28 protein-coding genes are annotated in these 25,250 nt (G+C 61.6%); 17 read left to right on the top strand and 11 right to left on the bottom strand.

All coding sequences use genetic code 11. From position 1 onward, the window contains the following. Positions 1-88: 88 nt before the first annotated feature. Positions 89-730, top strand: coding sequence for an arylesterase (locus WNY80_RS11285; RefSeq protein WP_342887458.1), 642 nt, complete (start codon positions 89-91; stop codon positions 728-730). A 94-nt stretch (positions 731-824) separates the two neighbouring features. After that, positions 825-1,415 carry an RNA 2',3'-cyclic phosphodiesterase gene (gene thpR / locus WNY80_RS11280; protein WP_342887457.1) on the top strand — a complete coding sequence of 197 codons (591 nt, stop codon included), beginning with the start codon at positions 825-827 and terminating at the stop codon, positions 1,413-1,415. On the opposite strand, the gene WNY80_RS11275 is transcribed toward thpR, so the two are convergent. After that, positions 1,343-1,861 (bottom strand): low molecular weight protein-tyrosine-phosphatase, encoded by a 519-nt coding sequence (locus WNY80_RS11275; protein WP_342887456.1) that lies wholly within the window; start codon positions 1,859-1,861, stop codon positions 1,343-1,345. The two genes, thpR and WNY80_RS11275, sit on opposite strands and share 73 nt — an antisense overlap. A gap of 59 nt (positions 1,862-1,920) precedes the next feature. On the opposite strand from WNY80_RS11275, the gene WNY80_RS11270 reads away from it, so the two are divergent. Together WNY80_RS11270 and WNY80_RS11265 are read left to right on the top strand one after the other, a co-directional pair. Then, positions 1,921-2,232 (top strand): 4a-hydroxytetrahydrobiopterin dehydratase, encoded by a 312-nt coding sequence (locus WNY80_RS11270; RefSeq protein WP_342887455.1) that lies wholly within the window; start codon positions 1,921-1,923, stop codon positions 2,230-2,232. Between the two features lie 66 nt (positions 2,233-2,298). Next, positions 2,299-2,694, top strand: coding sequence for a YkvA family protein (locus WNY80_RS11265; RefSeq protein WP_342887454.1), 396 nt, complete (start codon positions 2,299-2,301; stop codon positions 2,692-2,694). A 68-nt stretch (positions 2,695-2,762) separates the two neighbouring features. Here WNY80_RS11265 and WNY80_RS11260 read toward each other — a convergent pair whose 3' ends face one another. Both WNY80_RS11260 and WNY80_RS11255 read right to left on the bottom strand, forming a co-directional pair. Beyond that, positions 2,763-3,644: an AraC family transcriptional regulator gene (locus WNY80_RS11260; protein WP_342887453.1), complete on the bottom strand. Its 882-nt coding sequence runs from the start codon at positions 3,642-3,644 to the stop codon at positions 2,763-2,765. A gap of 261 nt (positions 3,645-3,905) precedes the next feature. Continuing rightward, a complete protein-coding gene (locus tag WNY80_RS11255) occupies positions 3,906-4,481 on the bottom strand; it encodes a sigma-70 family RNA polymerase sigma factor (protein ID WP_342887452.1) in 576 nt (191 codons plus the stop codon). A gap of 292 nt (positions 4,482-4,773) precedes the next feature. Here WNY80_RS11255 and WNY80_RS11250 point away from each other — a divergent pair, with 292 nt between their 5' ends. Next, on the top strand, positions 4,774-5,277 hold the full coding sequence (locus WNY80_RS11250; RefSeq protein ID WP_342887451.1) for an invasion associated locus B family protein: 504 nt from the start codon (positions 4,774-4,776) through the stop codon (positions 5,275-5,277). Positions 5,278-5,475: 198 nt separating this feature from the next. After that, the gene (locus tag WNY80_RS11245; RefSeq protein ID WP_342887450.1) at positions 5,476-6,099 is read left to right on the top strand and encodes a TetR/AcrR family transcriptional regulator; all 624 of its coding nucleotides are present in this window, start codon (positions 5,476-5,478) and stop codon (positions 6,097-6,099) included. Between the two features lies 1 nt (position 6,100). Here WNY80_RS11245 and WNY80_RS11240 read toward each other — a convergent pair whose 3' ends face one another. Next, positions 6,101-6,805 carry a YafY family protein gene (locus WNY80_RS11240; RefSeq protein ID WP_342887449.1) on the bottom strand — a complete coding sequence of 235 codons (705 nt, stop codon included), beginning with the start codon at positions 6,803-6,805 and terminating at the stop codon, positions 6,101-6,103. Between the two features lie 106 nt (positions 6,806-6,911). Between WNY80_RS11240 and WNY80_RS11235 the strand changes: the two genes are divergently transcribed. The 3 genes from WNY80_RS11235 (at position 6,912) to WNY80_RS11225 (ending at position 8,992) form a co-directional block, all read left to right on the top strand. Beyond that, positions 6,912-7,142: a hypothetical protein gene (locus tag WNY80_RS11235; RefSeq protein ID WP_342887448.1), complete on the top strand. Its 231-nt coding sequence runs from the start codon at positions 6,912-6,914 to the stop codon at positions 7,140-7,142. Positions 7,143-7,221: 79 nt separating this feature from the next. After that, positions 7,222-8,484: a 23S rRNA (adenine(2503)-C(2))-methyltransferase RlmN gene (rlmN, locus tag WNY80_RS11230; protein ID WP_342887447.1), complete on the top strand. Its 1,263-nt coding sequence runs from the start codon at positions 7,222-7,224 to the stop codon at positions 8,482-8,484. 10 nt (positions 8,485-8,494) lie between these two features. Continuing rightward, positions 8,495-8,992, top strand: coding sequence for a hypothetical protein (locus WNY80_RS11225; RefSeq protein ID WP_342887446.1), 498 nt, complete (start codon positions 8,495-8,497; stop codon positions 8,990-8,992). On the opposite strand, the gene WNY80_RS11220 is transcribed toward WNY80_RS11225, so the two are convergent. Together WNY80_RS11220 and WNY80_RS11215 are read right to left on the bottom strand one after the other, a co-directional pair. After that, positions 8,993-9,634 (bottom strand): LysE family translocator, encoded by a 642-nt coding sequence (locus WNY80_RS11220; protein WP_342887498.1) that lies wholly within the window; start codon positions 9,632-9,634, stop codon positions 8,993-8,995. Positions 9,635-9,739: 105 nt separating this feature from the next. Beyond that, complete coding sequence (locus tag WNY80_RS11215) at positions 9,740-10,588, bottom strand: SDR family NAD(P)-dependent oxidoreductase (RefSeq protein WP_342887445.1); 849 nt, start codon at positions 10,586-10,588, stop codon at positions 9,740-9,742. 207 nt (positions 10,589-10,795) lie between these two features. Between WNY80_RS11215 and WNY80_RS11210 the strand changes: the two genes are divergently transcribed. Together WNY80_RS11210 and WNY80_RS11205 are read left to right on the top strand one after the other, a co-directional pair. Continuing rightward, complete coding sequence (locus WNY80_RS11210; protein ID WP_342887444.1) at positions 10,796-12,025, top strand: argininosuccinate synthase; 1,230 nt, start codon at positions 10,796-10,798, stop codon at positions 12,023-12,025. Between the two features lie 142 nt (positions 12,026-12,167). Beyond that, complete coding sequence (locus tag WNY80_RS11205) at positions 12,168-14,219, top strand: M3 family metallopeptidase (RefSeq protein ID WP_342887443.1); 2,052 nt, start codon at positions 12,168-12,170, stop codon at positions 14,217-14,219. A gap of 39 nt (positions 14,220-14,258) precedes the next feature. Here the strand turns inward: WNY80_RS11205 and WNY80_RS11200 are convergent, their stop codons facing one another. After that, positions 14,259-14,840 (bottom strand): VOC family protein, encoded by a 582-nt coding sequence (locus WNY80_RS11200; RefSeq protein ID WP_342887442.1) that lies wholly within the window; start codon positions 14,838-14,840, stop codon positions 14,259-14,261. A gap of 178 nt (positions 14,841-15,018) precedes the next feature. On the opposite strand from WNY80_RS11200, the gene WNY80_RS11195 reads away from it, so the two are divergent. The 5 genes from WNY80_RS11195 to ppa all read left to right on the top strand — a co-directional run bounded on the left by WNY80_RS11195 (position 15,019) and on the right by ppa (position 20,658). Then, positions 15,019-16,575: an alkaline phosphatase gene (locus WNY80_RS11195; protein WP_342887441.1), complete on the top strand. Its 1,557-nt coding sequence runs from the start codon at positions 15,019-15,021 to the stop codon at positions 16,573-16,575. A 197-nt stretch (positions 16,576-16,772) separates the two neighbouring features. Further along, complete coding sequence (gene typA, locus WNY80_RS11190; RefSeq protein WP_342887440.1) at positions 16,773-18,599, top strand: translational GTPase TypA; 1,827 nt, start codon at positions 16,773-16,775, stop codon at positions 18,597-18,599. Then, a complete protein-coding gene (locus WNY80_RS11185) occupies positions 18,599-19,255 on the top strand; it encodes a chloramphenicol acetyltransferase (RefSeq protein ID WP_342887439.1) in 657 nt (218 codons plus the stop codon). Before typA ends, WNY80_RS11185 begins: the two co-directional genes overlap by 1 nt. A gap of 164 nt (positions 19,256-19,419) precedes the next feature. After that, complete coding sequence (locus WNY80_RS11180) at positions 19,420-19,926, top strand: GNAT family N-acetyltransferase (RefSeq protein ID WP_342887438.1); 507 nt, start codon at positions 19,420-19,422, stop codon at positions 19,924-19,926. A gap of 198 nt (positions 19,927-20,124) precedes the next feature. Beyond that, positions 20,125-20,658: an inorganic diphosphatase gene (ppa, locus tag WNY80_RS11175; protein ID WP_342887437.1), complete on the top strand. Its 534-nt coding sequence runs from the start codon at positions 20,125-20,127 to the stop codon at positions 20,656-20,658. Positions 20,659-20,736: 78 nt separating this feature from the next. Here ppa and WNY80_RS11170 read toward each other — a convergent pair whose 3' ends face one another. Continuing rightward, positions 20,737-21,048, bottom strand: a complete 312-nt coding sequence (locus tag WNY80_RS11170) for a DUF167 family protein (RefSeq protein ID WP_342887497.1) — start codon at positions 21,046-21,048, stop codon at positions 20,737-20,739. Further along, a complete protein-coding gene (locus WNY80_RS11165) occupies positions 21,045-21,335 on the bottom strand; it encodes a YggT family protein (protein WP_342887436.1) in 291 nt (96 codons plus the stop codon). Before WNY80_RS11165 ends, WNY80_RS11170 begins: the two co-directional genes overlap by 4 nt. Before the next feature lie 176 nt (positions 21,336-21,511). Between WNY80_RS11165 and WNY80_RS11160 the strand changes: the two genes are divergently transcribed. Next, a complete protein-coding gene (locus WNY80_RS11160; protein WP_342887435.1) occupies positions 21,512-22,813 on the top strand; it encodes an MFS transporter in 1,302 nt (433 codons plus the stop codon). Between the two features lie 54 nt (positions 22,814-22,867). Here WNY80_RS11160 and WNY80_RS11155 read toward each other — a convergent pair whose 3' ends face one another. Continuing rightward, entirely contained in the window at positions 22,868-23,353 is a 486-nt protein-coding gene (locus tag WNY80_RS11155; protein WP_342887434.1) for a TerB family tellurite resistance protein, read from the bottom strand. A 22-nt stretch (positions 23,354-23,375) separates the two neighbouring features. Next, positions 23,376-25,244, bottom strand: a complete 1,869-nt coding sequence (locus WNY80_RS11150; RefSeq protein WP_342887433.1) for a heme biosynthesis protein HemY — start codon at positions 25,242-25,244, stop codon at positions 23,376-23,378. Between the last annotated feature and the right edge of the window lie 6 nt (positions 25,245-25,250).

The following is a 25,250-nucleotide window of genomic DNA, read 5'->3' as shown; positions in this document are numbered from 1 at the left end:
CATCCTATATGGAAAGGAAGCGGTCGGGCTTGAACCGGCTGATGTCGAGCACTTAGGAGCCATGCCATGTGTTTTAAAGGTTTACCCCATGCGTTTTAAGGCCTTGATCACTGCATTGTGCCTCGCGTTCGGTGTCGCCGTCGCCCCTGTCGATGCCTCTGATGCTGGCGAAATCAAGATTGTCGGCTTCGGCGACAGCCTGATGGCGGCCTACAACCTCAAGGGTGACGAGGGGTTTCCGGCCCGTCTTGAGGCCGCGTTGCGTGAACGCGGCCACGACGTCACGATCATCGATGCCGGGGTGTCCGGAGACACCACATCCGGCGGCCTGGCGCGACTCGACTGGTCAATTCCAGATGGTGTCGACGGCGTCATTCTCGAACTCGGCGCCAATGACGCCCTGCGCGGACTGCCGCCGGAGAAAACCCGCGAGAATCTGGAGGCCATGATCGTTCGGCTTCAGCAGCGCGGCATTCCGATCCTGCTTGCCGGCATGCTCGCCCCGCCCAACATGGGGGGGGACTATGAAGCCAGCTTCAACGCGATCTATCCCGACCTCGCCATCAAATACGGCCTGACGCTGTATCCGTTCTTTCTCGACGGGGTAACCGGCAACCCGGACTTGCAGCTGACCGACGGCATGCATCCAAACGCCAGTGGAATCAACGTGATGGTGGAGAATTTCATTCCGGCGGCGGAGCGATTCATCGCCGACATCCAGGCCGAATAACACCGCCTGCCGTCCGAAATGTGAAATCTAGCCGCTTGCCCTGTCGTCTGTGCCGTGATTCGTTTGGATGAAACGGTGATTCGGGGGACGACCAATGCCCAGACTTTTTACCGCACTCGAAGTTCCCCGGGAGGCGGCCTTGTCCCTCTCCCTCCTGCGCGGCGGATTGCCCGGCGCCCGCTGGATGCGGGGCGAGAATTACCACATCACCCTGCGCTTTATCGGCGACATTGATTGCCATACCGCCGACGAACTGATCGCGGCCTTCGACCGGATCGACCGGCCCTCCTTTTCCCTGACGCTTTCCGGCATGGGATCGTTCGGATCGAAGAAGCCCCATTCCATCTGGGCCGGCGTCTCGCCCTCGCCGGAACTCATGGCATTGCAGGCAGAAATCGAGCGGATCTGCCAGCGTCACGGCCTCGCCCCTGATCCGCGCCGCTTCTCGCCGCATGTAACGCTTGCCCGGCTGCGCAATGCACGGGTCGCCGATGTGGTCAAATATCTCGGCGGACGCGGTGATTTCTGCACCCTGCCTTTTGATGTTAGCCGTTTCGTGGTGATGTCGTCGCGCGATTCGGTCGGCGGCGGGCCATATCTTGTCGAGGAGGCCTATCCGCTGGGCTGGCGCAATTCCCTGCCGAGCCTGGAGACCAGCTCGCTGCAGCCTTCGCGCAACAACTGATAGACATCCTCGAACCCGTCGCCACCACCATAATAGGGGTCGGGTATATCGGCGCGGCTGCCCAGCGTGTGCTCGAGAAACAGGAAGATCCTGTCATGCCGCGAGGAAGGCGCCCGCGCCCGCATTGTCGCCTCGTTGGAGCGGTCCATGGCGAAGATCAAGTCGAAACGGTCGAAATCTTCCGGCGTCAGCTGCCGTGCGCGCTGACCGGAAATATCGATACCGTACCTGGCCGCCGTTTCCACCGAGCGCGGATCGGGGGCATCGCCCTGGTGCCAGTTACCGGTTCCGGCCGAATCGACCGCCACAAGCTCGCTCAATCGCGCTTGGGCCAGGCCCTCGCGGAAAATGCCCTCGGCCAGAGGCGAGCGGCAGATATTGCCCATGCAGACAAACAAGACTGATGTTACCGTCTTTTCTCCATCGCCCGATACGCTAGATGTCATCGTCAAACCGCCATTTTGCCAAAACTCGAACGCGCCAGATGCCAACCCGGGAGCACGCCATGCCACGCCAGAAACTCGATAGCACAGCCATTTCCGAAAAGCTTGCCACGGTTCCGTCCTGGGACATTGACGCCGGTGAAACCGCACTCAGCCGGACATTCAAATTCGCCGATTTCAGCGAAGCCTTTGGTTTCATGAGCCGCGCGGCGCTTGTTGCCGAAAAGCTCGATCATCATCCGGAATGGAAAAATGTCTACCGCACGGTCGAGGTTCGATTGACCACCCATGACGCCGGCGGGCTGACCATTCTCGACTTCGATCTGGCAATCGCCATGGACCATATTGCCGCCGGAACCGGCCGCCAACATTGAAGAAAGCCGCCGCAACCACCATATTCGGGCTATGGAATTGATGAAAAAGGCGAACGGAGGCAGGACATGACCGGCCTTGACGGCGAAATCCTCGAACCGGACCACATGGCCGGGCAGAAGACCAAGGGTGCAGACGAAAAATCCGTTCGCGCCGGCTTCTGGCGCACCTTTGCCAAGGCTGCCGGACAGATCCCCTTTGCCGAAGACCTGGTCGCCTCTTACTATTGTGCGCTCGATCCCGAAACGCCCGGCAAGGCCAAGGCCGTGCTGCTGGGCGCACTCGCCTATTTCATCATGCCGATGGACGCGGTTCCGGATTTTCTGGCGCTGGTCGGGTTTTCCGATGATATCGCGGTTCTGACGCTGGCGATCGCCACGGTCCGCTCCAATCTCACCGAAGCCCATCGTATTGCCGCGCGCAAGTCGCTGGCGGAACTCACCAAGGACAAAATCCGGGATTGACCGGGAAGGGCAGGCGACAGCCTGTCCGCTTCTGGCGATCAGAAGGGACAGGCCGCAATCAGGGGACTCTATTTCAGTGGCAGGAACACGTCGGCGACCGCCTCGTGCTCCGGCACCTCCGGTAGGAAGCTCAATCGCTGGCAATAGATCGGATAATCCCGCGCCTCTTCGCCGCTGGCCGGAAGCCAGTCGCGATAGAGATAAAGGGCGGCGGGCTCCAGATTGTGAGTGTCGCCTACGACGCGTAGCACCGCGCAGCGGCCGCCAGGGATCTCGCCGGCTTTGACTCCGGCACCTTCCGTCTCGAGCGGCTCTCCGGTCCCGACACACAGATCCACGCTATAATCTTCAGGTGACGCGGGACGCCGTTCAGACCGCCAGACGGTGAAAGTCGGGCTCGTTTTCGGGTGCAGGCCGGCGGCTCTGCGCCAGTCGATGAAGCGCTGGATAGAAGCGCCGAGCGTATCCGGGTCACCCCGATGCTCGATGATCGCCACAGACGTGGCGGGCACATCGCGGATTGTTACGTCGTCAGCTGTAAATTTCTTCTGCATGAGCTTGCTCCTAGCGTTGTCGAGAGGCCCCAAGGCCGCAAGCCACGGCTCCCAGTCGGGAGATTTCCGAAACGACGAAGGCGATTGCCCGAATCTTTGCCTGAAGGCACGGGCGAAGGCATCTGGCGCATCGTACCCGGCATCCATGGCGATCTCGGTCACGCTTTGGGCATCCCTGTAGGCCAGCCCGAAAGATGCCCGCTTCATGCGGGCAAGCTGGACATAGCGATGCACGGACAGCCCGAAGGTCGCCATGAATTGCCGGTGGAAATGAAACTTCGAGAACGCCGCGACACGGCTTAGCGAGTCCAGATCCAGATCGTCGTCCAGATGCCGGTCAATATGGCGCAGCACTCGCTGCATCCGGGCATGGTAGTTTTCAAGCGCCGTCGTCATCGTCTCTTCGTTTCTTGCTCCGTGGCGACGTCAGCTAGACCCATCCGGATACGCCGCGCTCGACCGATCTTGCGATTTGGCATGAATCTACAAGCAGCGCGATCCGATCGAACGCTCCTTCAACAAATTCAAATACTACCGATACAGATCAACCCGAATGGACATAATCGGCTCCACATTCCGCGGTGCGGCCTTCTCCAATCCCTTCATCTCGGACCAAACCAGTTCCGGCATAATGGTCTATTCCGACCATGAAGCGCCCTAATGCAGCGTCATCTCGCCGCCATCGCCTTCCAGGGTGCGGCGCAGCCGTGCAAAAGCCAGCCGGATACGGGATTTGACCGTCCCCAGCGGCAGGCCGGTGTCTTCGGAAATCTGGCTGTGCGAGCGGCCGAGAAAAAACGCCTGCCGCACCAGCATCGCCTGTTCCTCGGGAAGATCGAGCATTGCCTTTCTCACACGCTCGTCGCGTTCCTCGGCTTCGACGATATCGTCCGCCGCGTCCGGTTGCGACGGCTGCAGTGCCGGATCATCCGCATCAAGCAGCGCCGACTTGTCGCGCCGGAAGGCGTCGATGCGGCGATTGCGCGCAATCCGGAACAGCCAGGTGGAAAGCGATGACTTGGCCGGATCGAACTGCGAGGCCTTGTGCCAGAGCGTGATCATGACTTCCTGGGTCAGTTCCTCCGCCTGTCCGGGCTCCATGTTGAGCCGCAGCAGATAGGATTTGATCCGTGGCGCGAAATAGTCGAACAATTCCGCAAATGCTGTCTCATCCCGCCTCTCGGCAACCGCCGCGGCGAGCCGGACCAGCCGCTCTTTCATCTCGTTCGACATTAACCGCGCGCAACTCCGTATGCTTAAGGCGACCAGCCGCCGTCTTGCAGCCAACATAGCAACACCTACAACGGATTGCACCAAGGTCAAACTGTTGCCGGATTCAGGCTGTTACAAAAGGTGAGCAAGGGACACGCCGCCCCGGAGCCGAACAGGATAACTGCCCGGCTTCGGGATTCATTGACGGTTTGGTAACCAGGATTAAGTCAAAATGAACCAATCAGCTCGCAACAAGCGGGAAATGTCACGGCCCACAGTGCGTGACACAGGACCACGAACCGGTAGGAAAGCCATGTTTGGGAAGACAATCGCAACCGCAGTGACGGCGCTTTTTGCATTGACCGCCGCCGCGGCGGCGCAATCGCCCACCAGGATCCAGCAGTTTGATGCCTGGGGGGCTTACTCGTACAATTCAGCAGGGGGCAAGGTCTGCTACGTTCTCTCGGTGCCGACCAGTTCCGCACCGGCCAACGTCGATCATGGCGATATCTTTTTCCTCATTTCGCAGCGGCCTGGCCAGAACGTCAGCTACGAACCGCAGGCAATGATGGGATATCCGCTGCAGGAATCCTCCAAGATCACCGTCAATATCGACGGCCGCAACTTCACGCTGTTCACCCGTGGCAATTCTGCCTGGGTCGAAAATGCCGCGCAGGAGCCGCAGCTGGTTGCTGCGATGAAGGCCGGATCCTCGATGACGGTCAAGGCAATCTCGCGCCGCGGAACCAACACCTCCTACAGCTATTCGCTCAAGGGCGTAACCGCCGCACTCAACCAGATTTCCAACTGCAACTGATTTCTCTCTGCCAGAGAACACGCAAGAAGGCCGGCCACCCGGCCTTCTTTTTTGTGCACGGCGCAGCTGCCGGCGAAGGCCTGAGCCATGCAAGGCCGGCCCGCGCCTGTCCGGCACGATTAACCATTTGTTATCCATAGCCTGTGTATGAAATCGCATCTTTTGATTGAATGACGCAATACGTTGGATACGAGCGGCATGAGCACGAAACAGACACTCACGCCCGAAGACTGGATCAAGGCCGCATTCAAGCTGCTGACCAGCTCCGGCCCGAAGGCGATCCGGGTCGACTTCCTCTGCAAGGAACTGGGTGTCACCAAGGGCTCGTTCTACTGGCATTTTGCCGATCTGGCCGCACTCCGCGCGGCCATGGTCGAGCATTGGCGCCGCATCACCACCAGCGATGTGATCGCCTCCATGGTCTCGCCGGAGCTCACGCCGCGCGATCTGTTCATACGCTTCATTGAAGACATCCTGCATGTGCCGACGCGCGATTATGGCGGCCCCATGACCGAGGTCGCTGTGCGCCACTGGGCAGCCGGCGACGAAGCCGTGCAGAACGTTGTCCGCGATGCCGATACCGAACGGCTGGCCTTTCTCACCCTGCAGATGCGCGGATCCGGCCTGACCGGTCCCGAAGCCCGCTCGCGGGCAACGCTGATCTACGCGACCCTGGTCGGCCTCAAGCAGCTGACCGGAGAACCGGCGCTGCCGCGCATGGACATTCCCGGCTTCGTCGATGCCATGCTCAGGCCGTCGCCCGCGGCTGCCACTCCGGTGATCCCCGAGCGCATCCCGGAGCCGGAGCTGGAAATCCAGTAAGTCACGTCGCTTCCACGATGCCCGGCTGCGCCGCATCCCAGCGGTGCTGATCCGGCCAGATCGCCCTGAGAGTATCGCCCTGCCCGGCAAAGAACTGGTCCAGCGCACGGCATTCATAAATCCGGTCGGTGCGAAAATGCCGGAACCCGGCCCTGAGTTCGCACCAGCTCGCCAGCATCACGCATTCAAGATGATAGACCAGCGCCAGCGGTCGCACCGTTCGCGTCGTCCGGCATCCCTGCTCGTCCTGGTAGACCAGCTCCAGCTTGCGTTCACTGCGGATCGCGTCGCGCAGCATCGACATCGACACGCATCCCTTGTCCGGATCATCGATTGCCGCCCCCCAGGGCGCCACCTGCAGCCAGTCTGCGGGGCCGTGCAGCGCATCGATCTTCTTGTGAATCCGGCTCGCGGCCCGCTGCAGCGCGCTGTCGCCGGTGCGTGACAGCAAGGCCAGGCCGACCCGCAGCGCCTCGATTTCCTCGAGATCGAAATTGAGCGGCGGCAGGTCGTAGCCCTTGCGCATCACGTAGCCGATGCCCGGTTCCCCCTCGATCGGTGTGCTCATCATCTGCAACGCGGCAATATCCCGGTAGATCGTCCGGATCGAAACCTCGAGTTGACGCGCCAGGCTGTCGGCCGTCATCGGCCTTTTGGCAGATCTGAGGATCTGGATGATTTCAAACAGTCGGTCGGAACGGCGCATGGTCTCATCCTTGGCGGAGCGGTGCTGCTGCTGACACTATCACAGCCCCTGCTGACACCGTACTGTCAGCAGGGGTCTGCTCTCCTGATGAAAACAGGAGACCGCCATGAGCTATTACGACCACGCCACCATGATCGCCTGCCGGCTCGGCCCGTGGGCGCAGCAGCCGCACCCGCCACATGATCGCCCAACAACCACCCGCAAGGCATCACCTACCCGCAAGCAGGCACCGGGTTCGTGCACCCCGGTGCGGGGATGGCCGGGCCATTTGTGGCAGCGCATCCGCGCAAGGCTGCTGCCGCACAAGCCGCCGGTCCTGCCGGTGCATCGGAGCTGAGCCGCCACAGCAATGGTGACGTGAGCATCAAAAGCTGGTAGGACGCGGCCAATCTTGCAACATCAGAACCGAGTCCGTGATGCCAGTGACCATTGACCTGACAGACCCTTCCGCGCGTCCCGCCCCGTCTCAGGCTGCCAAGGCAGCAAGCCAGGCGATGGACGGCAAGCCGACACTGATCGGCATGAGCCGCGAGGAAATGGTTGCCGCCATGGCCGACGCCGGCGTGCCCGAAAAGCAGCGCAAGATGCGGGTCAACCAGATCTGGCACTGGCTTTATGTCCGCGGTTCATCCGATTTCGCCGACATGCACACGATTTCGAAGGAATTGCGGGAAAAGCTCGCCGAGCTCTACACCGTGGCCCGTCCCGAGATCGTCGAGGAGCAGATTTCCAATGACGGCACCCGCAAGTGGCTGATGCGCTTTCCGCCGCGCGGCGCGGGCCGTCCGGTCGAGGTGGAAACGGTCTACATTCCCGAGGAAGGCCGCGGCACGCTGTGCATTTCCAGCCAGGTCGGCTGCACGCTGACCTGCACCTTCTGCCACACCGGTACCCAGAAGCTGGTGCGCAACCTCACCGCCGAAGAAGTTCTGTCGCAATTGCTGGTCGCCCGCGACCGGCTCGGTGATTTCCCGCACAGGGACACGCCGCAAGGCGCGATCGTGCCATCAGAAGGCCGCAAGGTCACCAATATCGTCATGATGGGCATGGGCGAACCGCTGTACAATTTCGACAACGTCAAGAAGGCGCTGTTGATTGCTGCCGATGGCGACGGTCTTGCCCTGTCACGCCGCCGCATCACCTTGTCGACCTCCGGCGTGGTGCCTGAAATTTCCCGCACCGGCGAAGAAATCGGCGTCATGCTCGCGATTTCGCTACATGCTGTGCGGGATGAGTTGCGCGACGTACTGGTACCGATCAACAAGAAATACCCTCTGAAACAACTGCTCGACGCCTGCCGCAACTATCCCGGCATCTCCAATGCCCGCCGCATCACCTTTGAATATGTGATGCTCAAGGGCGTCAATGACAGCCTTTCAGACGCCAAGGAACTGGTACGCCTGCTCAAGGGCATTCCGGCCAAGATCAATCTCATTCCGTTCAACCCTTGGCCCGGCTCCGATTATGAGTGCTCGGATTGGGAAACGATTGAAACCTTCGCCGATTTCGTCAATGCCAATGGCTATGCCTCACCGATCCGCACGCCACGCGGCCGTGATATCCTGGCCGCTTGCGGTCAGCTCAAGAGCGAATCCGAGCGCATGCGCAAGAAGGATCGTGACGAGTTGGAAAACATGGCCCTGCAGGCCATGATGATCGCCGGCCACGGCGCAGACTGATCCCGCCGGCATGAGCGATATTCTCCGCCTTCTCGTCCGGATGTTTGCCATCGCGCTTGGTTTTTTCGCCGGATGCCTGGCGGCGGGCCTTGCCTATGCCTTTCTCGCCCGCCTCGTCGTGCCGGAGGATTTCGGCCGCTTCAGCGAACTTGAACTCACCGTGACACTGGTCATCGGCGTGTTCGGGGTGGCAAGCCTGTTCGCACGGGCGGTGCTGCTGCCGGCCTTCGCCATCATTGCCATCTTCGAATTCTGGCGGCGGCGCGACTGGCTCAGCCACGCGCTGGCCGGCGGCGGCATCGCTCTCGCTGCCAGCAGCTTGCAGATGACCACAACCATGAATTCGGCAGCGGCGGCAACGACGGAACCGTCATGGCTGATCGCAGTCCACGTCGCCTGCGGCATCATCGGCGCCAGCATCTACTGGCTTTTCACCGGCCGCAATGCTGGCCGCTGGCTGCCGAGCCAGCGCGCCAAGACAACGGATATCGCGGATATCGAAAGCTGATCAGCGGCTCTGGGTCAGCAGGATCTTGACCGCGAACACCGAAAACACAGTAGCAAAGACATAATCCACGGCGCGCATCACCTGCGGTTTGTGCTTGAGCCAGTCGGCCAGCCTATTGGCACCGAGCACGACCACGATGGCAATCGGCAGCGCAATCAGGATCGACAGCACACCGAGAAAGATCAGCTTGCCGGTCACATGCGGATCCTTGACGCTGACAAATTGCGGCAGGAAGGTCATGAAGAAGATGATCACCTTCGGATTGAGCAGATTGACCCAAAGGCCGTTGAGAAACGCCTTCCCCATCGATGCACTGCCTTTGCCCGTCGCCTTGACGGCCAGCACCGAACGGTTGCGCACCGCCTGGATGGCCAGCCAGAGCAGGTATCCCGCGCCACCGGTCTTGAGCACAAGAAAGGCCACCGGCGAAGCGACGATCAGCGCTGAAACGCCGAAGGCGACAAGCAGCGTGTGAATCACAATCCCGAGATTGGTACCCAGCATCGCCATCATGCCGATGGCCCTGCCATCGCGAATGGCCCGGCTCATCCACAGCGTCATGTCGGGGCCAGGCGTGATCGCCAGCAAGAGTACGGCGAGACTGAACGTGGCAAGGACGGGCAGTCCGGGAATGTAATCCATCAACATGGCAATGATCCTGATCGGTGATCAAACACGTCTAAGCCGGTTTCGCAGGTCTGCCAATCGGCAGTCTTCCCTTCTTTCTTAGAGAAAGTCCGAATCGCTCTACTGCTTGAGAAAATCCTTGAACTTCTCCGCCCATTCCGGATGCCAGCGCGACAGTGGCGGGCGGTTTTCGGTGATGTCACCGGCTGCCCAGGCAATGCGCTTTTCGTCCGTGGCGCGGTCGACATCGTTGTCCGGGCACAGAATGTAGAAATCGGCCTTCTCCAGGCTCTCCATCATGAAGTCGACTGTCTGTTCCGGCGTCCATGCAGCGTCGGGCTTTTCCGTCCGCCCCCGTGACGTCAGTGGCGTGTAGACGAAGCCGGGGATCAGCAGATGCGCGCTGACTTTGCAGCCCTCGGTATTGCGCAGCTCGTGCTCCAGCGCTTCGGTAAACGCCTTCACCCCGGCCTTGGCGACATTATAGGCGGGATCGCCCGGCGGCGTGGTGATGCCCTGTTTCGATCCGGTGTTGATGATCATCGCAGGCTCGCCATGCGCAATCATGCCCGGCCCGAACACGCGGGCACCATTGATGACACCCATAAGATTGACGCCGAGCACCTTGTCCCAGTTGGCCTGTGGCCCAAACAGACTGCTACCGGGCTGAATGCCAGCATTGTTCATCAGCAGGTGAACAGAGCCGAACCGCTTGACCACATCCCGTTCGAGGGCGGCGACCGCATCAAGATCACTGACATCAGCGACGATGGATACAACAACAGCGGCTGACGACTGTGCTGCGAGCGCCTTTTTGGCTTCCCCAAGTTTGTCGCTGTCATTGTCGACCAGAACAACTCGCATCCCGCGAGCTGAGAAGGTTTTTGCAGCAGCCAACCCGATTCCGGAGGCCCCGCCAGTCACCACGGCAAGTTTGCCAATACTCATCACGGATCGAAAATTGGTCATCCTCTTCACCCTCCTCGTTGTTGATCTGTGTGCTGGAGAAACCTGTGCTATCACCCCGACAAACGCAATTCCCTCATATGGGTCCCCCCATATGAGGGGGTCTGACCCTTGCATGGCGCGGCAAACCGGCTAAAAGTGCCGCAAAATTCAGGGGCCCTGAAGTCGAAAACGCTCCGGGGCAAGGCTCAAAACAGAAAGACCAAAATCATGGCATCGCACAAGGACGTCAAGAAAGTCGTTCTCGCCTATTCCGGCGGCCTCGACACCTCGATCATTCTCAAATGGCTGCAGACGGAGTTCGGCGCCGAAGTCGTCACCTTCACCGCCGACCTCGGTCAGGGCGAGGAACTGGCGCCGGCGCGCAAGAAGGCCGAGATGCTCGGCATCCCCGACAAGAACATCTATATCGAAGATGTCCGCGAGGAATTCGTCCGCGATTTCGTCTTCCCGATGTTCCGCGCCAATGCGGTCTATGAGGGCGTCTACCTGCTCGGCACCTCGATTGCCCGCCCGCTGATCTCCAAGCGGCTGGTCGAGATCGCCCGCGAGACCGGCGCTGACGCCATCGCCCATGGTGCCACCGGCAAGGGCAATGACCAGATCCGTTTCGAGCTGTCGGCCTACGCTCTCAACCCCGACATCAAGATCATCGCGCCGTGGCGCGACTGGTCGTTCAAGAGCCGCACCGACCTGATCAAGTTCGCCGAAGAGCACCAGATCCAGGTTGCCAAGGACAAGATGGGCGAAGCCCCGTTCTCGGTCGACGCCAACCTGCTGCACTCCTCCTCCGAGGGCAAGGTGCTGGAAGACCCGGCTGTCGAAGCCCCCGAATACGTGCACATGCGCACGATTTCGCCGGAAGCGGCACCTGACAAGCCGACCATCATCAAGATCGGCTTCGAACAGGGCGACGCGGTCTCGATCAACGGCGTCCGCATGAGCCCGGCGACCATCCTTGCCGAACTCAACAACTACGGCCGCGACAACGGCATCGGCCGGCTCGACCTGGTCGAAAACCGCTTTGTCGGCATGAAGTCGCGCGGCGTCTACGAGACCCCGGGCGGCACCATCCTGCTCACCGCCCACCGGGCGATGGAATCGATCACGCTCGACCGCGGCGCCGCCCATCTCAAGGATGAGCTGATGCCGCGTTACGCCGAGCTGATCTATTTCGGCTTCTGGTTTTCGCCGGAACGCGAAATGCTGCAGGCGGCAATCGACCTGAGCCAGAAACATGTCGAGGGCGAAGTCACGCTCAAGCTCTACAAGGGCAACGTCATTGTCACCGGCCGTGAAAGCGACAAGTCGCTCTATTCCGACGCGCTGGTGACATTCGAGGACGACCGAGGCGCCTACGACCAGAAGGATGCCGAAGGCTTCATCCGCCTGAACGCCCTACGCCTGCGGACTCTCGCTGCCCGCGACCGCAAGAACTAGGTTCAACAATTCCACCAATCCGAAGGGCGGGACTTGAAAAGGTCCCGCCCTTTTCGTTTCCCGCCGCTGAATCCGTTGCGCCGGGCGTCTTGTTCATCGCGCCCGCCGGGCCTACATGAGGCGGCATGACAAGGAGTCCTTCATGACCGCACATGCTTCCCCCGTTTTCAATTGGACCGCACCGCTCGGTCTGCCGGAATTCGACAAGATCAAGGATGCCGATTTCGCCCCGGCTTTTGAAATCGCGCTCGCCGAGCATGATGCGGAGATCAAGGCCATCGCCGAGAACCCCGAGGCGCCCGATTTCGACAACACGCTGGTGGCGCTGGAACTCGCCGGTGACAAGCTCTCCAGGGTTTCGAGCCTGTTCTGGAACCGTGCCGGTACCGACACCAACGAGGTGATCCAGGCGCTGGAACGCGACATCGCCCCGCGCATGTCGCGCCACTACTCGAAGATCGCCATGAACCGGGCACTGTTCGAGCGCGTCGACAGCCTCTACCAGAGCCGCAAGGACATCGGCCTGACACCCGAGCAGGACCGCCTGCTCGAGCGGGTCTGGAAATCCTTCATCAAGTCCGGCGCAGGTCTCGACGAAGCCGGGCAGAAGCGCCTGGCGGAAGTTGGCGAAACCCTTGCCGGTCTCGGCGCACGCTTCGGCCAGAATGTTCTCGCCGATGAAAAAGACTGGCTGATGCTGCTCGACGATGGCGCCGACCTCGAAGGGCTGTCCGATGATCTTCGCGCCGCCATGGCAGCCGTCGCCGAAGACCTCGGCCACAAGGGCAAATATGCCGTCACCCTGTCGCGCTCGATCATCGAGCCGTTCCTGACCGCCAGCGAACGCCGGGATTTGCGCGAGACGGCCTTCAAGGCCTGGATTGCCCGCGGCATCAATGGCGGCAAAACCGACAACACCGCGCTGATCTCCCAGATCGTCGCCTTGCGCACCGAGAAGGCCACGCTTCTGGGCTATGACAGCTATGCCGCCTACAAGCTCGACGACACCATGGCCAAGACCCCTGAAGCCGTCGAAGAGCTGCTCGGCAATGTCTGGACCCGTGCCGTCGAGCACGCCGACGCCGACCGTGCCGAACTGGCCAAGCTGATTGCCGAAGAAGGCGGCAACCACGAGGTGGCGGCCTGGGACTGGCGGCATTATGCGGAAAAGCTCAAGGCCCGCCGGTTTGATTTCTCCGAGGCCGAACTCAAGCCCTATTTCCCGCTCGGCAAGATGATCGAAGCCTGCTTCGACGTGGCCAACCGGCTGTTCGGCATCACCATGACCGAACGCCCCGACATTCGCGGTCCGCATCCCGATGCCCGGGTGTTCGAGGTGACCGGACGTGACGGCAAGATGCTCGCCACCTTCATCGCCGATTATTTCGCCCGGCCTTCAAAACGCTCCGGCGCCTGGATGAGCGGCATGCGCAGCCAGCACAAGCTCACCATGCCCGACGGCTCAAAGGGCGAGGTTCCGATCATCACCAACGTGATGAACTTCGCCAAGCCTGCTCCCGGCAAAGAAGCACTGCTGTCGCTCAACGATGCGCGCACGCTGTTTCATGAATTCGGCCATGCGCTGCACGGCATGTTGTCGGACGTGACCTACCCGTCGCTTTCCGGCACCTCGGTCAGCCGCGATTTCGTCGAACTGCCGTCGCAGCTTTATGAGCACTGGCTGACTGTTCCGGAAATTCTCGAAAAACACGCGCGCCATTACAAGACCAATGAGCCGATCCCGCGGGCGCTGCTCGACAAGGTGCTGGCAGCCCAGACCTTCAATGCCGGTTTTGCCGCCGTTGAATTCACCGCCTCCGCGCTGGTCGACATGGCCTGGCACACCGCCGGTGAAAAGGCCGACCCGGCAACATTCGAGGCCGAAACACTGAAAAAGCTCGGCATGCCCGAGGCCATCGTCATGCGCCACGCCAGTCCGCATTTCCTGCACGTGTTCTCCGGCGAAGGCTATTCGGCTGGCTACTATTCCTACATGTGGTCGGAAGTGCTGGACGCCGACGCATTCTCGGCCTTTGAGGAAACCGGCAATCCGTTTGACCCGGCAATGGCGGAAAAGCTGCTCACCCACATCTATTCGGCCGGCGGATCGCGTGATCCGGGTGAACTCTACCAGGCTTTCCGCGGCCGTATGCCGGACGCCACTGCTATGCTGGAAAAACGCGGCCTCGCTTAAGCCGCATCCGCCATCGACCGTCCGGCACCGCGAAAGGCCTCAATAGGCCTTTTTCGGCGTCCGGTCGTCCGACAGCGATTGCTGCGATCTCAGGATGATCGCTTCGATCGCGTCGGCGAGATGGGTTTCCGCGATGTTGTAGTCGCCCCTGGCGACCCTCAGCCGGTGCGCTTCAAGCAGCACCTCGGCATGGGAGGATCCGGCAGGCGGTTCGAACCGGTAGGCGGCAAGCTCGATCAGGAAACCCAGCGGGTCCTTGAAATAGATCGAGTCCATGAAGCCCCGGTCCTTGACCCCGCTGTGCTTGATCCCGCGTTCGTCAAGCCGCTCGATGGCCTGCGAGAAAGTGGCCTTTGACACGTTGATGGCCAGATGATGAACCGCGCCGGGCTCGGTCGAGGTCCGTGCCGGATCAGGCTTGCGGTCCTCGCTGGTGAAAACGGTGATCAGCCGGCCATCGCCGGGATCGAAATAAAGGTGGCTTTCCGAAGCGCTGTCCAGATTGGGCTGCTCGAAAACGAAGGGCATGCCGAGCACGCCTTCCCAGAAATCGATGGAGGTCTGCCGATCCGCCCCCACCAGGGTGATGTGGTGGATGCCCTGTGCCTGCAATTTGCGCATGTTTGCCTCCCGCGGCCTCTTCTCTCCCTGCTTGATACCGCATCCGGCCGGCGCGGCAAAACCCGCCTGTCATCAAAGCTTGATCAAGCTTTCACCAAACCGAGAAGTAGCTGTCACATATTCTTGCAATCTGTCCTGGTCAGCCCCTTGCGGGTCACGATCAATCAGGAGAAGCCAGATGTCTCTTTCCCGCCGCAGTTTTCTCGTCTCCGCCAGCGCCACCTCGCTGGTGACCGCAACCGGCCTTGCCGCACCGTCCTACTCCCGCGCCGCCCAGCGCCCGGTTTTCACCCACGGTGTCCAGTCCGGTGACGTCAACACCTCTTCCGGCATGATCTGGACCCGCGTCGACCGGCCGTCGCGCATCAACATGGAGATCTCCACCGTCGAGAGCTTCAAGAATTCGATCAAGCTGCCGCCGATGAATGCGCTGCCGGATACCGACTTCGCCGCCAAGCGGCTGATCGAGAACCTGCCATCCGACCAGGACATTTTCTACCGCTTCAGCGCCGCCGACCTGTCCGACATCAACACCGTGTCCGAACCGATTGTCGGCCGTTTCCGCACGGCACCTGCCTCCCGCCGCAACATCCGCTTTGCCTGGTCGGGCGACACCGCCGGTCAGGGCTGGGGCATCGATGAAGTCGGCATGAAGACCTACGCCACCATGGCCAGGCATGAACCGGACTTCTTCCTGCATTCCGGCGACACCATCTATGCCGATGGCGCCATGCAAGATGAAGTTGACCTCAAGGACGGCAGCAAGTGGATCAACAAGGTGCTGATCGACGAAAAGCGCAAGGTCGCCGAAACGCTCGACGAATTCCGCGGCCAGTGGAAATACAACCTGATGGACGAGCATGTGCGGGCGCTCAACGCTGTCTGCCCGACCTTCTTCCAGTGGGATGACCATGAAGTTCTCAACAACTGGTCGGACTCCAAGGATCTGACAGACGATGACCGCTACACCGAAAAGTCGGTGCATGTGCTCGCGGCCAATGCCGCCCGCGCATTCCATGAACTCACCCCGATCAGCTACACCCCTGCCGAGCCGGGCCGCGTCTACCGCAAGATCGCCTACGGCCCGCTGGTCGACGTGTTCTTCCTCGACATGCGCTCCTACCGGGCTGCCAACAGCGAAAACATGCAGGATGCGCCCAGCGATGCGACCGCGTTCATGGGTCAGCAACAGATAGCATGGCTCAAGCGCGAGCTCGCCAACTCGAAGGCGACCTGGAAGATCATCGCCGCCGACATGCCCATCGGCCTGGTGGTGCGTGACGGCGACACCAGGTTCGAAGCCATAGCCAATGCCGATGACGGCGCCGCCAGGGGCCGCGAATTCGAGATCGCCGATCTGCTGCGCTACATCAAGAATGCCGGCATCACCAACACGGTCTGGCTCACCGCCGACGTGCATTACACCGCAGCCCACTACTATGATCCGGCCAGGGCGCAGTTCCAGGATTTCGAACCGTTCTGGGAATTCGTCTCCGGTCCGCTGCACGCAGGCACCTTCGGCCCCAACGCGCTGGACGGGACATTCGGCCCCGAGGTCAAGTTCGTCGCGGCCCCCACCGAAGAGCAGGGCGCCAACCTGCCGCCGTCCATGGGACTGCAGTTTTTCGGCCTCGTCGACATCGACGGCGCCACCGAACAACTCACCGTCCGGCTGATGAATCGCGATGACGAAGAACTCTGGAACATCACGCTGGACCCGGTTCGCAGCGCCTGACTAATTGTTACGTTTCCGGTACGACATGATGAAGAAGGGCGCTCTGCGCCCTTCTTTCGGTCCGTTAAGGCTCTGAGGCAAAGATATCTTTCGCAACCGCAAAAAACCCTGTATAAGCCGCCCAAAGCCCGGCGTTTGCCGGCCCGCGCCGGATCAGCATCCGGCGTTTTTGTATTCTCCAGAATGAGACCTGATCTATGTCCCTGCGCAATATTGCGATTATCGCCCACGTTGACCATGGTAAAACCACGCTAGTTGACGAAATGCTCAAGCAATCCGGTGTCTACCGCGAAAACGAACGCGTTCAGGAACGCGCCATGGATTCGGGCGACATCGAAAAGGAGCGTGGCATTACCATTCTCGCCAAGGCCACTTCGGTGGATTGGAAGGGCAACCGCATCAACATCGTCGACACCCCGGGCCACGCCGATTTCGGCGGCGAAGTCGAGCGTATCCTGTCGATGGTGGACAGCGCGATCGTTCTGGTTGACGCAGCTGAAGGCCCGATGCCGCAGACCAAGTTCGTTGTCGGCAAGGCGCTGAAGGTCGGTCTTCGTCCGATCGTCGCCATCAACAAGATCGACCGTCCCGACGCCCGCGTCGACGAAGTCATCAACGAAGTCTTCGACCTTTTTGCAGCGCTTGACGCCACCGACGAGCAGCTCGACTTCCCGATCATGTACGGTTCGGGCCGCAATGGCTGGATGTCGACCGGACCGGATCGTCCGGAAGATGGCGGCACGCTTGCTCCGCTGTTCGACCTGGTTCTCGAGCACGTTCCCGAGCCCACGGTTGCCGAAGGCCCGTTCCGCATGATCGGCACGATCCTTGAAGCCAACCCGTTCCTCGGCCGCATCATCACCGGCCGCATCCATTCCGGCACCGTCAAGGCCAACCAGCCGGTCAAGGTTCTGCATGGCGATGGAAGCCTGGTGGAAACCGGACGCGTTTCCAAGATTCTTTCCTTCCGCGGTCTCGAGCGCGTGGCGCTCGACGAAGCCCATGCGGGCGACATCGTCGCCATTGCCGGCCTGTCCAAGGGCACCGTCGCCGATACGTTCTGTGACCCTTCGGTCACCGAGCCACTGACTGCACAGCCAATCGATCCGCCGACCGTGACCATGAGCTTCATGGTCAACGACTCGCCGCTCGCCGGCACCGAGGGCGACAAGGTGACCAGCCGCGTCATCCGTGACCGCCTGTTCAAGGAAGCCGAAGGCAACGTCGCCCTGAAGATCGAGGAATCGAGCGCCAAGGATTCGTTCTTCGTGTCCGGTCGCGGCGAATTGCAGCTGGCCGTTCTGATCGAAACCATGCGCCGCGAAGGCTTTGAGCTGGCCGTGTCGCGTCCGCGCGTCGTCATGCACAAGGATGAAGACGGCAAGCTGCTGGAGCCGATCGAGGAAGTCGTCATCGACGTCGATGAAGAGCATTCCGGCGTCGTCGTGCAGAAGATGTCCGAGCGCAAGGCTGAAATGACCGAACTGCGCCCGTCGGGCGGCAACCGCGTGCGCCTGGTGTTCCATGCGCCGACACGCGGCCTGATCGGCTACCAGTCGGAACTTTTGACCGACACCCGCGGCACCGCCGTGATGAACCGCCTGTTCCACGATTACCAGCCTTACAAGGGCGACATCCCGGGCCGGACCAACGGCGTTCTGCTGTCCAACATGTCCGGCGAGGCTGTTGCCTACGCCATGTTCAACCTCGAAAGCCGCGGACCGATGATCATCGAGCCGGGCGACAAGGTCTACATGGGCATGATCATCGGCATCCACACCCGTGACAACGATCTCGAGGTCAACGTTCTCAAGGCCAAGCAGCTCAACAACATCCGTGCTGCCGGCAAGGACGAAGCCATCAAGCTGACGACCCCGATCCGCATGACGCTGGACCGTTCGCTGTCGTGGATCCAGGACGACGAGCTGATGGAAGTGACGCCGAAGTCGATCCGTCTGCGCAAGCGCTTCCTCGACGCCAACGATCGCAAGCGTCAGGGCAAATCCGGCGCAAACGCCGCCTGATGACGTCGGGTATCTCGAACGCGCGCGAAATCGATCTTGCGACCTGGTCAAGGGCCGGACAGTTCAACCTGTTCCGGACCTATGACCGGCCGCAGTTCGCCACCACCGCGCGCGTCGATATCACGGCCCTGATGACCCGGGGCAAGCCGCAAGGCGTCTCGCCCTACCGGGCCTTCATCCATGCCATCGGAGCAGGCGTTCATGCCGTGCCGGCGCTGAAGATGCGGTTCGAGGGCGACCGGGTTCTCGAGTACGACGCGATTTCGCTGTCGGCCACGGTGCCGCGCCCCGGAGATACCTTCGGCTACGCCTATATCCCCTATTTCGAGGACTGGAACCGGTTCGATGAAAGCTGCAAGGCGATCATCGAGGAAACCGCGAAGGGCACCGACCTCGGCGCCAACACCGGCCAGCGCTTCGACCTCGCCTATCTCTCCTGCCTGCCGTGGATCGATTTTACCGCGCTCGACAATGCACTGCCCGGTCCGGATGACTGCATTCCGCGCTTTTCCTGGGGCAAGTTTGTCGAAAGCCCGGAAGGCCGCTGGAGCTGTCCGGTCGCCGTGCAGGTTCACCATGCACTGGTCGACGGCCTCCAGGTTGGCCAGTTCTTCGAAGCTGCACAGAAAAGCCTCGACCGCTTCGCCGCCGCCTGAACCGCGCGCACAGGCGCGCAGTCGCGAGCGACCGCCGCCCTTGCATATTTCCTTAACAAACGGTTAACTCAGTTCACGCCGTCCACAAAACAATGCTGTGGGCAGACACTGGAGCAGGACGTCTGTGCCTTCTTCGGACACACCATGAACGGTAGTGTGAGCGCATGAGCACGTTAACGATCGACATACGGCATGCCGAGCCGCAGGATGCGGAAGCCATTGCCGGGACCCATCGCGCGGCCTGGAGCCATGCCTATGCCGGCATCCTGCCCTACAAGGCGCTGCGGCACATGCTGGAACGCCGCGACATCAGCTGGTGGCAGCGCGCCGTGCGTGGCTCGACATCCATCCTGGTGCTCGATGTCGGCGGCACGGTGGCCGGTTACGCCACGCTGGGACTGAACCGCGCCCGCTCCCTGCCGCAGGAAGGCGAAATCTACGAGCTTTACCTGAAGCCGGAATTCCAGGGCGTTGGACTGGGCAAGCGCCTGTTCACCGAAGCCCGCCACCTGCTCGAATCGCTCGGCTGCAAGGGCGTCGTCGTCTGGTGTCTCGAGGACAATCACACCGCCGTCGAATTCTACCGGTTCCAAGGCGGGCGCGATGTGGCTGAAGGTCACGAGACCTTTGACGGCAAGACACTGAAGAAACTCGCCTTCGTCTGGTCCTGACAACACTCGCCGGACCGAACACACCAAAAGTCCTGTTGCACCGAACCCGCTTTGGCTTTAATTCCGGAGCCGTCTGATGCCGCGCGCCATCGACTGATGGCGCAGGGCTGCGACGGACCCCGAATTGACGCATGCACGTTCAGCTCATCACCTCCCACCCGAGCACGGCATGCACCAGAAATCCGAATTGGAGCGATCATGCGCATAGACGCCATCAGCATCGGCGAAAAGCCGCCACACGACGTCAACGTGATCATCGAGGTGCCGGTCGGCGGTCAGCCGATCAAGTACGAGATGGACAAGGACGCGGGAACACTGGTCGTCGACCGTTTCCTGTACACGCCAATGACCTATCCGGGGAACTACGGCTTTGTTCCGCATACCCTCTCGGACGACGGCGACCCGATTGACGTTCTGGTCTGCAACACCCGGCCGTTGATCCCGGGCTGCCTGATCAATGTCCGCCCGATCGGCGTTCTGGTCATGGAAGACAATGCCGGACAGGACGAGAAGATCATCGCAGTGCCGTCGCCGCACCTGACCCAGCGCTATGCCGGTGTCCATGATTACACCGACCTGCCGGAAATCACGCTGCAGCAGATCGAGCACTTTTTCGAGCACTACAAGGATCTCGAACCCGGCAAATGGGTCAAGATCGGCGGCTGGCGCGACGCCGCGGTTTCCCGCCAGTTGATTACCGAAGCGATCGAGCGGGCCAAGACCAAGGGCTGATATCGCCCTAGCATCTAAGCCGGCCATCTGACCATTCCATCGCGCCACCCGTCCTCCGGACCGGTGGCGCGATCCGTTTCAGCCTGCCAGTGCCTCGAGAGCCGCTGGCAGTTCTGCCGGATCGTCTTCAATGCGGATGATCTTGGACCGGCTTGTCTCGCCGGAAACAACCCGGACCGCGGTCTTGCGGATCCTGAGCTGCTTGGCGATCAGTTTTTCAAGCGCACGGTTGGCCTTGTTGTTCTCGGCCACAGCCCTGACCCGGGCTTTCAGGCGGACAACGCCGGCGGCATCCTCGACCAGACCTTCGATCCTGTCGGTGGAGGCAGCAGGCGTCAACCGAACCGCAAGTTCGGCGCCCTCATCAATGATTTTGTACCAGCTACTCAGAAGAACATCGGCGCGAGCGAGGTCGCGATGAAGGTGCGCAGGAAGAAGATCGCGATCAGCAACACGATCGGCGAAATGTCGAGCCCGCCGAGATCCGGGATGATCCGGCGGATCGGTCGGAGCGCCGGTTCGGTCGCCTTGTAGAGGAATTCACCGATCATGCCGACAAAACGGTTGTTCGGATTGACCACGTTGAAGGCGTAGAGCCAGGAGAATATGGCGCTGCCGATGATGATCCAGGTATAAAGGCCCAGAACCATGTCGATGGTCGAAAACACTGCAATCATAAGATTCTCCGGCTGTTCATCGCGTGACAGACATGTAGACACTCGAAGCCCGAGCGGCAAGAGCACAGCCTCGCCTATGATCTGGCAGGGTTAAGGCCCGATCCGCCCGCCTGCAAGGTGGTGGCACCGGCCCGTGGCTCGTGTATAGCTCCCCATGCATCAACCGGACAAAACCCATGCAAGCCCCTGCCCTCGCGGACGACCGTTATGCCGCTTTCCGCCACCGCGCCTTCACGCTCTATTTCACGGCCCGGTTTCTGTCGACATTTGCCATGCAGATCATCAGCGTGGCGGTCGGCTGGCAGATCTACGACCTGACCCGCGATCCTTTCGATCTCGGGCTTGTCGGTCTTTTCCAGTTTCTGCCGGCGCTGGTGCTGATCCTGTTTACCGGCGCTGCCGCCGACCGCTATGGCCGCCGCACCATCATGCTGATCTGCGAGATCGCCATCGGCCTGTCGGCGCTGGCATTGGTCATTTTCGCCTGGCGCGGTCTCACGTCACCACTGCCGATTTTCAGCGTACTTCTGGTCATCGGCATTTCGCGGGCGTTTTTCTCCCCCGCCTCACAGTCGCTGGCACCCAATCTGGTTCCGGCCAGGGACCTGCCCAATGCGATTGCATGGAACTCGACATCCTGGCAGACCGCAACCATCGTCGGTCCCGTCGCCGGGGGCCTGCTCTACGGTCTGGGCGCAACGGCGCCCTACCTGACTGCCTGTCTCTTCTTCCTTGCCGCGATCATTGCCATCGCCCTTGTGCCGCCGCCGCTGCAGCGCTCGCGCGGTGAGGCCCAGAGCTGGAAGACACTGGTGGCCGGCTTCAGCTATGTCCGCAACCAGAAGATCGTGCTGGGCGCCATCTCGCTCGACATGTTCGCCGTTCTGCTCGGCGGCGCGACGGCATTGATGCCGGTCTTTGCCCGCGATGTGCTTGAACTCGGCCCCTGGGGGCTGGGCTTCCTCCGTGCCAGTCCCGGTATCGGCGCCATCGGCATGGCGATCTATCTGGCCTCACGGCCGATCCGCGGACATGCCGGGCGCGCCATGTTCATCGCTGTCGGTGTGTTCGGCGCGGCAACGGTTGTCTTTGGCCTGTCGAAATCCCTGCCGCTGACCATGGCCGCGCTGATCGTCATGGGCGCTTCCGACATGATCTCGGTCTATGTCCGCCAGAGCTTGGTGCAATTGTGGACGCCGGACGAGTTGCGCGGCCGCGTCAGCGCCGTCAACATGGTCTTCATCGGTGCATCCAACGAGCTCGGCGAATTCCGCGCGGGCATCATGGCCTCGCTGATCGGCCCGGTTGCCGCGGTGGTGATCGGCGGCGCCGGAACCCTTGCCGTGGCACTGGCCTGGAGTTTCGGTTTCCCGCAACTGCGTCAGATCCAGTCGCTGGACCGCGACGCCGAGGAAAGCCGGGCCGCAATCAAGGCCGGACTGGATCAGCCGGAAAAATCCGGTCCAGGAACTGCCTGAGCCACCCCAGCAGCGGCCGGCGAATGTCGGCTTGAATTGAAGCCCGGCCCCGAATCAGTCGCCGTCACCCGCGGCCTCCGCCTCATCGAGCCCCGCCGCGGCAAGCGCCCGCTGGCGGGCAAGAACCCGGTCCCGGCTCGATACGCCCATCAGGTCGGCGATCCGCCAGACCACGTGATCTTCCAGTTCATGCCGGTAGCCGTCGGCATAAGCCAGGTTCCACAACAGCTCGATGAAATGCACCTTCGCATCCGGCTCCAGCGAGCGGTTGAGAATGCTGGTGAACTGGTAGAGATCGACGGCCTCGCGGTCGGCCTCTTCACCGGCTTCAATCAGCTGGCGCATCTCGGCGCCGGTCAGATTGTACTCTTGCGCAATAACCGCCTTGAGCTTGTCGGATTCGACCGCATCGACCACCCCGTCCGCGCCAATGACGTGGAAGAACAGGGCCACGGCAGCCACATCGGGATTGCTGGCATCGGGCCTTGTCTGTTTTCCGTCGCGCAGACCGCCCAGAAAAGCGCGTATTTGATCAAGCATTCACTATCCTCTCAACACCAGCTCAGAACAGCCGGAAACGTCCGGGCTTTTCCGGCTCGGCATTGACATCGACACCCGGATCATCGGGGCGATGGGTCAGAAAACTGGCTTCCTTGGCACGGGCCTCAGCTTCCGGATCGATTGCCGCAGGCTTTTTCTCTGCTTTTGCGGCCTCTGCCGTTTCCTCCGGCGTCACCGCGCCAGCCGCGGCCTCTTTCAGCGCATCGGGCTTGTCAGGTGCTGCGGCAGCCCCCTCCTTGCCCCCGGCCTCCGGTTCTCCACCGCTCGTGACCGCGGCTCCGTTTGCATTTGCGGCGTCCGGGGCGGGATCGGAGACAACGTCCGCATCAATGACCGTCGCAGGCTTTGCCTTGGGGTCGACATCGGGTGCGGCCTTGGTTGCGGGATGCGCAGCCTCATCGGCGCTTGCCGGTGAGACCACGGCTTCAACCAGCGGGTCGGCAATCGGGGTTGCCGTTTCAAACACCGTGGCAGAGGCAGATGCCGCACTGGCACCGGCCGTCTCGCGGATCGGCGGCAGGCTGGCCATCGCCTTGTCAAAGGCCTGTGCCGGTGGCTGAATGTCGAGGCTCGGACCCGCCAGCTGCTCGACAGGAACCTTCCATTCGAACGCATCCAGCTTGCCGGTCACCGGCGACACCGGCTCCCAGGTCTCCGACACATAGCCATCCGCCGTCCATGCCGGATCGCGTGGTGCACGAACCGCCTGGCTCAGCCAGTGGCGCACGCGGCCCTGATCGCCGGTCTCCGCTTCCTCGATATCGGCGAGCAGCAGATATATGCCTTCGCAGGGCTGCAGCCGTGCCGAGGCTTCGGCCTTTTCCCGTGCAAGATCGAACCGGTGCGCCTCCAGCGCAGCACGCGCCACGACATCAAACGACAGCGGATTGAGCGGCCGCAGCTTTTCAAGCCGTTCCGCCCGCTTGAGCCGGTCGGCGGAGGTATCGCCGATTCGCGCCCGCACATAGGCTTCGGCGATCTCGGGATGCGGATTGGCCTTCCAGGCGGTTTCCAGGATCTTGGCGGCCTTGCGCAGATTGTCCTGGCGCAAAAGCGCTTTCGCCGCTGTCACCGCAGCGGGCGGGAACGCCGGCGCCAGTTTCAGCGCATGCAGCGCATCGTCACGCGCCGAAGAAGGATCGCTGTCGACAGTGTCACGCGCCCGCGCGGTCAGCAGCACGGCCTTGGTCCGGTCGGCAACTTTTGCCTCGATCGTGCCGGCCTGGCGCTGACGCTCGAGCAGTTGCAGCGCCTCGTCCCATTTGCCTTCCCGCGTCCTGTAGGACAGTGCCGCAGCCCCGGCCCACGGCAACTGGGGCGCCTGTTCCGCGGCAGTTTCGGCATAATGCTGCGCGGCTTCGTCCGCGCCCTGGCGCTGTGCCTCGAGATAGAGCCCGCGCAGGCCCAGGAGCCTTGTTTCCGGGTCCTCGGCCATCGCCTCGAACAGCTTGCGGGCTTCCTCGTGATGGCCCTCGATCAGCGCAGCCTGAACATCGAGAAGATGAATCAGCGGCTCCTGGTCGGCATTCAGCAGGCCCTTGGTCCGCTTGTTCATCTTGCGCGCCATCGCCGCATCGCCGGCACCCGCGGCCAGCAAACCGGTCGACAGTGCCTGGTAACCGCGGTCGCGCTTGTTGGCCCGGAAATAGCGGGCAAAGGTGCGCGGCGAATACAGGATCGTCCGGACCAGCCACCAGCTGATCATGATCGCCGCAATCAGCGACACGATCACCGTCACCGCCGTCATCAGCGACATTTCGATACGGCGGTCCTGCCAGACTATGGAAAGATCACCGGGCCGGTCCGCAAGCCAGGCAAAACCGAAGCCCAGAGCAAGAACCAGCACAACAAAGAATAACAACCGGATCATCATGGG

The organism is Hoeflea sp. AS16 (genome assembly GCF_038900095.1).
Classification (GTDB): domain Bacteria; phylum Pseudomonadota; class Alphaproteobacteria; order Rhizobiales; family Rhizobiaceae; genus Hoeflea.
Note: the sequence above shows the minus strand (reverse complement) of the source record. Positions and strands in the feature narration are given on the sequence as shown.

Excerpts from the sequence above, each read along its gene's own strand:
- WNY80_RS11285 (WP_342887458.1), top strand. The coding sequence starts at position 89 with ATGCGTTTTAAGGCCTTGATCACTGCATTGTGCCTCGCGTTCGGTGTC.
- thpR (WP_342887457.1), top strand. The coding sequence starts at position 825 with ATGCCCAGACTTTTTACCGCACTCGAAGTTCCCCGGGAGGCGGCCTTG.
- WNY80_RS11275 (WP_342887456.1), bottom strand. The coding sequence starts at position 1,861 with ATGACATCTAGCGTATCGGGCGATGGAGAAAAGACGGTAACATCAGTC.
- WNY80_RS11270 (WP_342887455.1), top strand. The coding sequence starts at position 1,921 with ATGCCACGCCAGAAACTCGATAGCACAGCCATTTCCGAAAAGCTTGCC.
- WNY80_RS11265 (WP_342887454.1), top strand. The coding sequence starts at position 2,299 with ATGACCGGCCTTGACGGCGAAATCCTCGAACCGGACCACATGGCCGGG.
- WNY80_RS11260 (WP_342887453.1), bottom strand. The coding sequence starts at position 3,644 with ATGACGACGGCGCTTGAAAACTACCATGCCCGGATGCAGCGAGTGCTG.
- WNY80_RS11255 (WP_342887452.1), bottom strand. The coding sequence starts at position 4,481 with ATGTCGAACGAGATGAAAGAGCGGCTGGTCCGGCTCGCCGCGGCGGTT.
- WNY80_RS11250 (WP_342887451.1), top strand. The coding sequence starts at position 4,774 with ATGTTTGGGAAGACAATCGCAACCGCAGTGACGGCGCTTTTTGCATTG.
- WNY80_RS11245 (WP_342887450.1), top strand. The coding sequence starts at position 5,476 with ATGAGCACGAAACAGACACTCACGCCCGAAGACTGGATCAAGGCCGCA.
- WNY80_RS11240 (WP_342887449.1), bottom strand. The coding sequence starts at position 6,805 with ATGCGCCGTTCCGACCGACTGTTTGAAATCATCCAGATCCTCAGATCT.
- WNY80_RS11235 (WP_342887448.1), top strand. The coding sequence starts at position 6,912 with ATGAGCTATTACGACCACGCCACCATGATCGCCTGCCGGCTCGGCCCG.
- rlmN (WP_342887447.1), top strand. The coding sequence starts at position 7,222 with ATGCCAGTGACCATTGACCTGACAGACCCTTCCGCGCGTCCCGCCCCG.
- WNY80_RS11225 (WP_342887446.1), top strand. The coding sequence starts at position 8,495 with ATGAGCGATATTCTCCGCCTTCTCGTCCGGATGTTTGCCATCGCGCTT.
- WNY80_RS11220 (WP_342887498.1), bottom strand. The coding sequence starts at position 9,634 with ATGGATTACATTCCCGGACTGCCCGTCCTTGCCACGTTCAGTCTCGCC.
- WNY80_RS11215 (WP_342887445.1), bottom strand. The coding sequence starts at position 10,588 with ATGACCAATTTTCGATCCGTGATGAGTATTGGCAAACTTGCCGTGGTG.
- WNY80_RS11210 (WP_342887444.1), top strand. The coding sequence starts at position 10,796 with ATGGCATCGCACAAGGACGTCAAGAAAGTCGTTCTCGCCTATTCCGGC.
- WNY80_RS11205 (WP_342887443.1), top strand. The coding sequence starts at position 12,168 with ATGACCGCACATGCTTCCCCCGTTTTCAATTGGACCGCACCGCTCGGT.
- WNY80_RS11200 (WP_342887442.1), bottom strand. The coding sequence starts at position 14,840 with ATGCGCAAATTGCAGGCACAGGGCATCCACCACATCACCCTGGTGGGG.
- WNY80_RS11195 (WP_342887441.1), top strand. The coding sequence starts at position 15,019 with ATGTCTCTTTCCCGCCGCAGTTTTCTCGTCTCCGCCAGCGCCACCTCG.
- typA (WP_342887440.1), top strand. The coding sequence starts at position 16,773 with ATGTCCCTGCGCAATATTGCGATTATCGCCCACGTTGACCATGGTAAA.
- WNY80_RS11185 (WP_342887439.1), top strand. The coding sequence starts at position 18,599 with ATGACGTCGGGTATCTCGAACGCGCGCGAAATCGATCTTGCGACCTGG.
- WNY80_RS11180 (WP_342887438.1), top strand. The coding sequence starts at position 19,420 with ATGAGCACGTTAACGATCGACATACGGCATGCCGAGCCGCAGGATGCG.
- ppa (WP_342887437.1), top strand. The coding sequence starts at position 20,125 with ATGCGCATAGACGCCATCAGCATCGGCGAAAAGCCGCCACACGACGTC.
- WNY80_RS11165 (WP_342887436.1), bottom strand. The coding sequence starts at position 21,335 with ATGATTGCAGTGTTTTCGACCATCGACATGGTTCTGGGCCTTTATACC.
- WNY80_RS11160 (WP_342887435.1), top strand. The coding sequence starts at position 21,512 with ATGCAAGCCCCTGCCCTCGCGGACGACCGTTATGCCGCTTTCCGCCAC.
- WNY80_RS11155 (WP_342887434.1), bottom strand. The coding sequence starts at position 23,353 with ATGCTTGATCAAATACGCGCTTTTCTGGGCGGTCTGCGCGACGGAAAA.
- WNY80_RS11150 (WP_342887433.1), bottom strand. The coding sequence starts at position 25,244 with ATGATCCGGTTGTTATTCTTTGTTGTGCTGGTTCTTGCTCTGGGCTTC.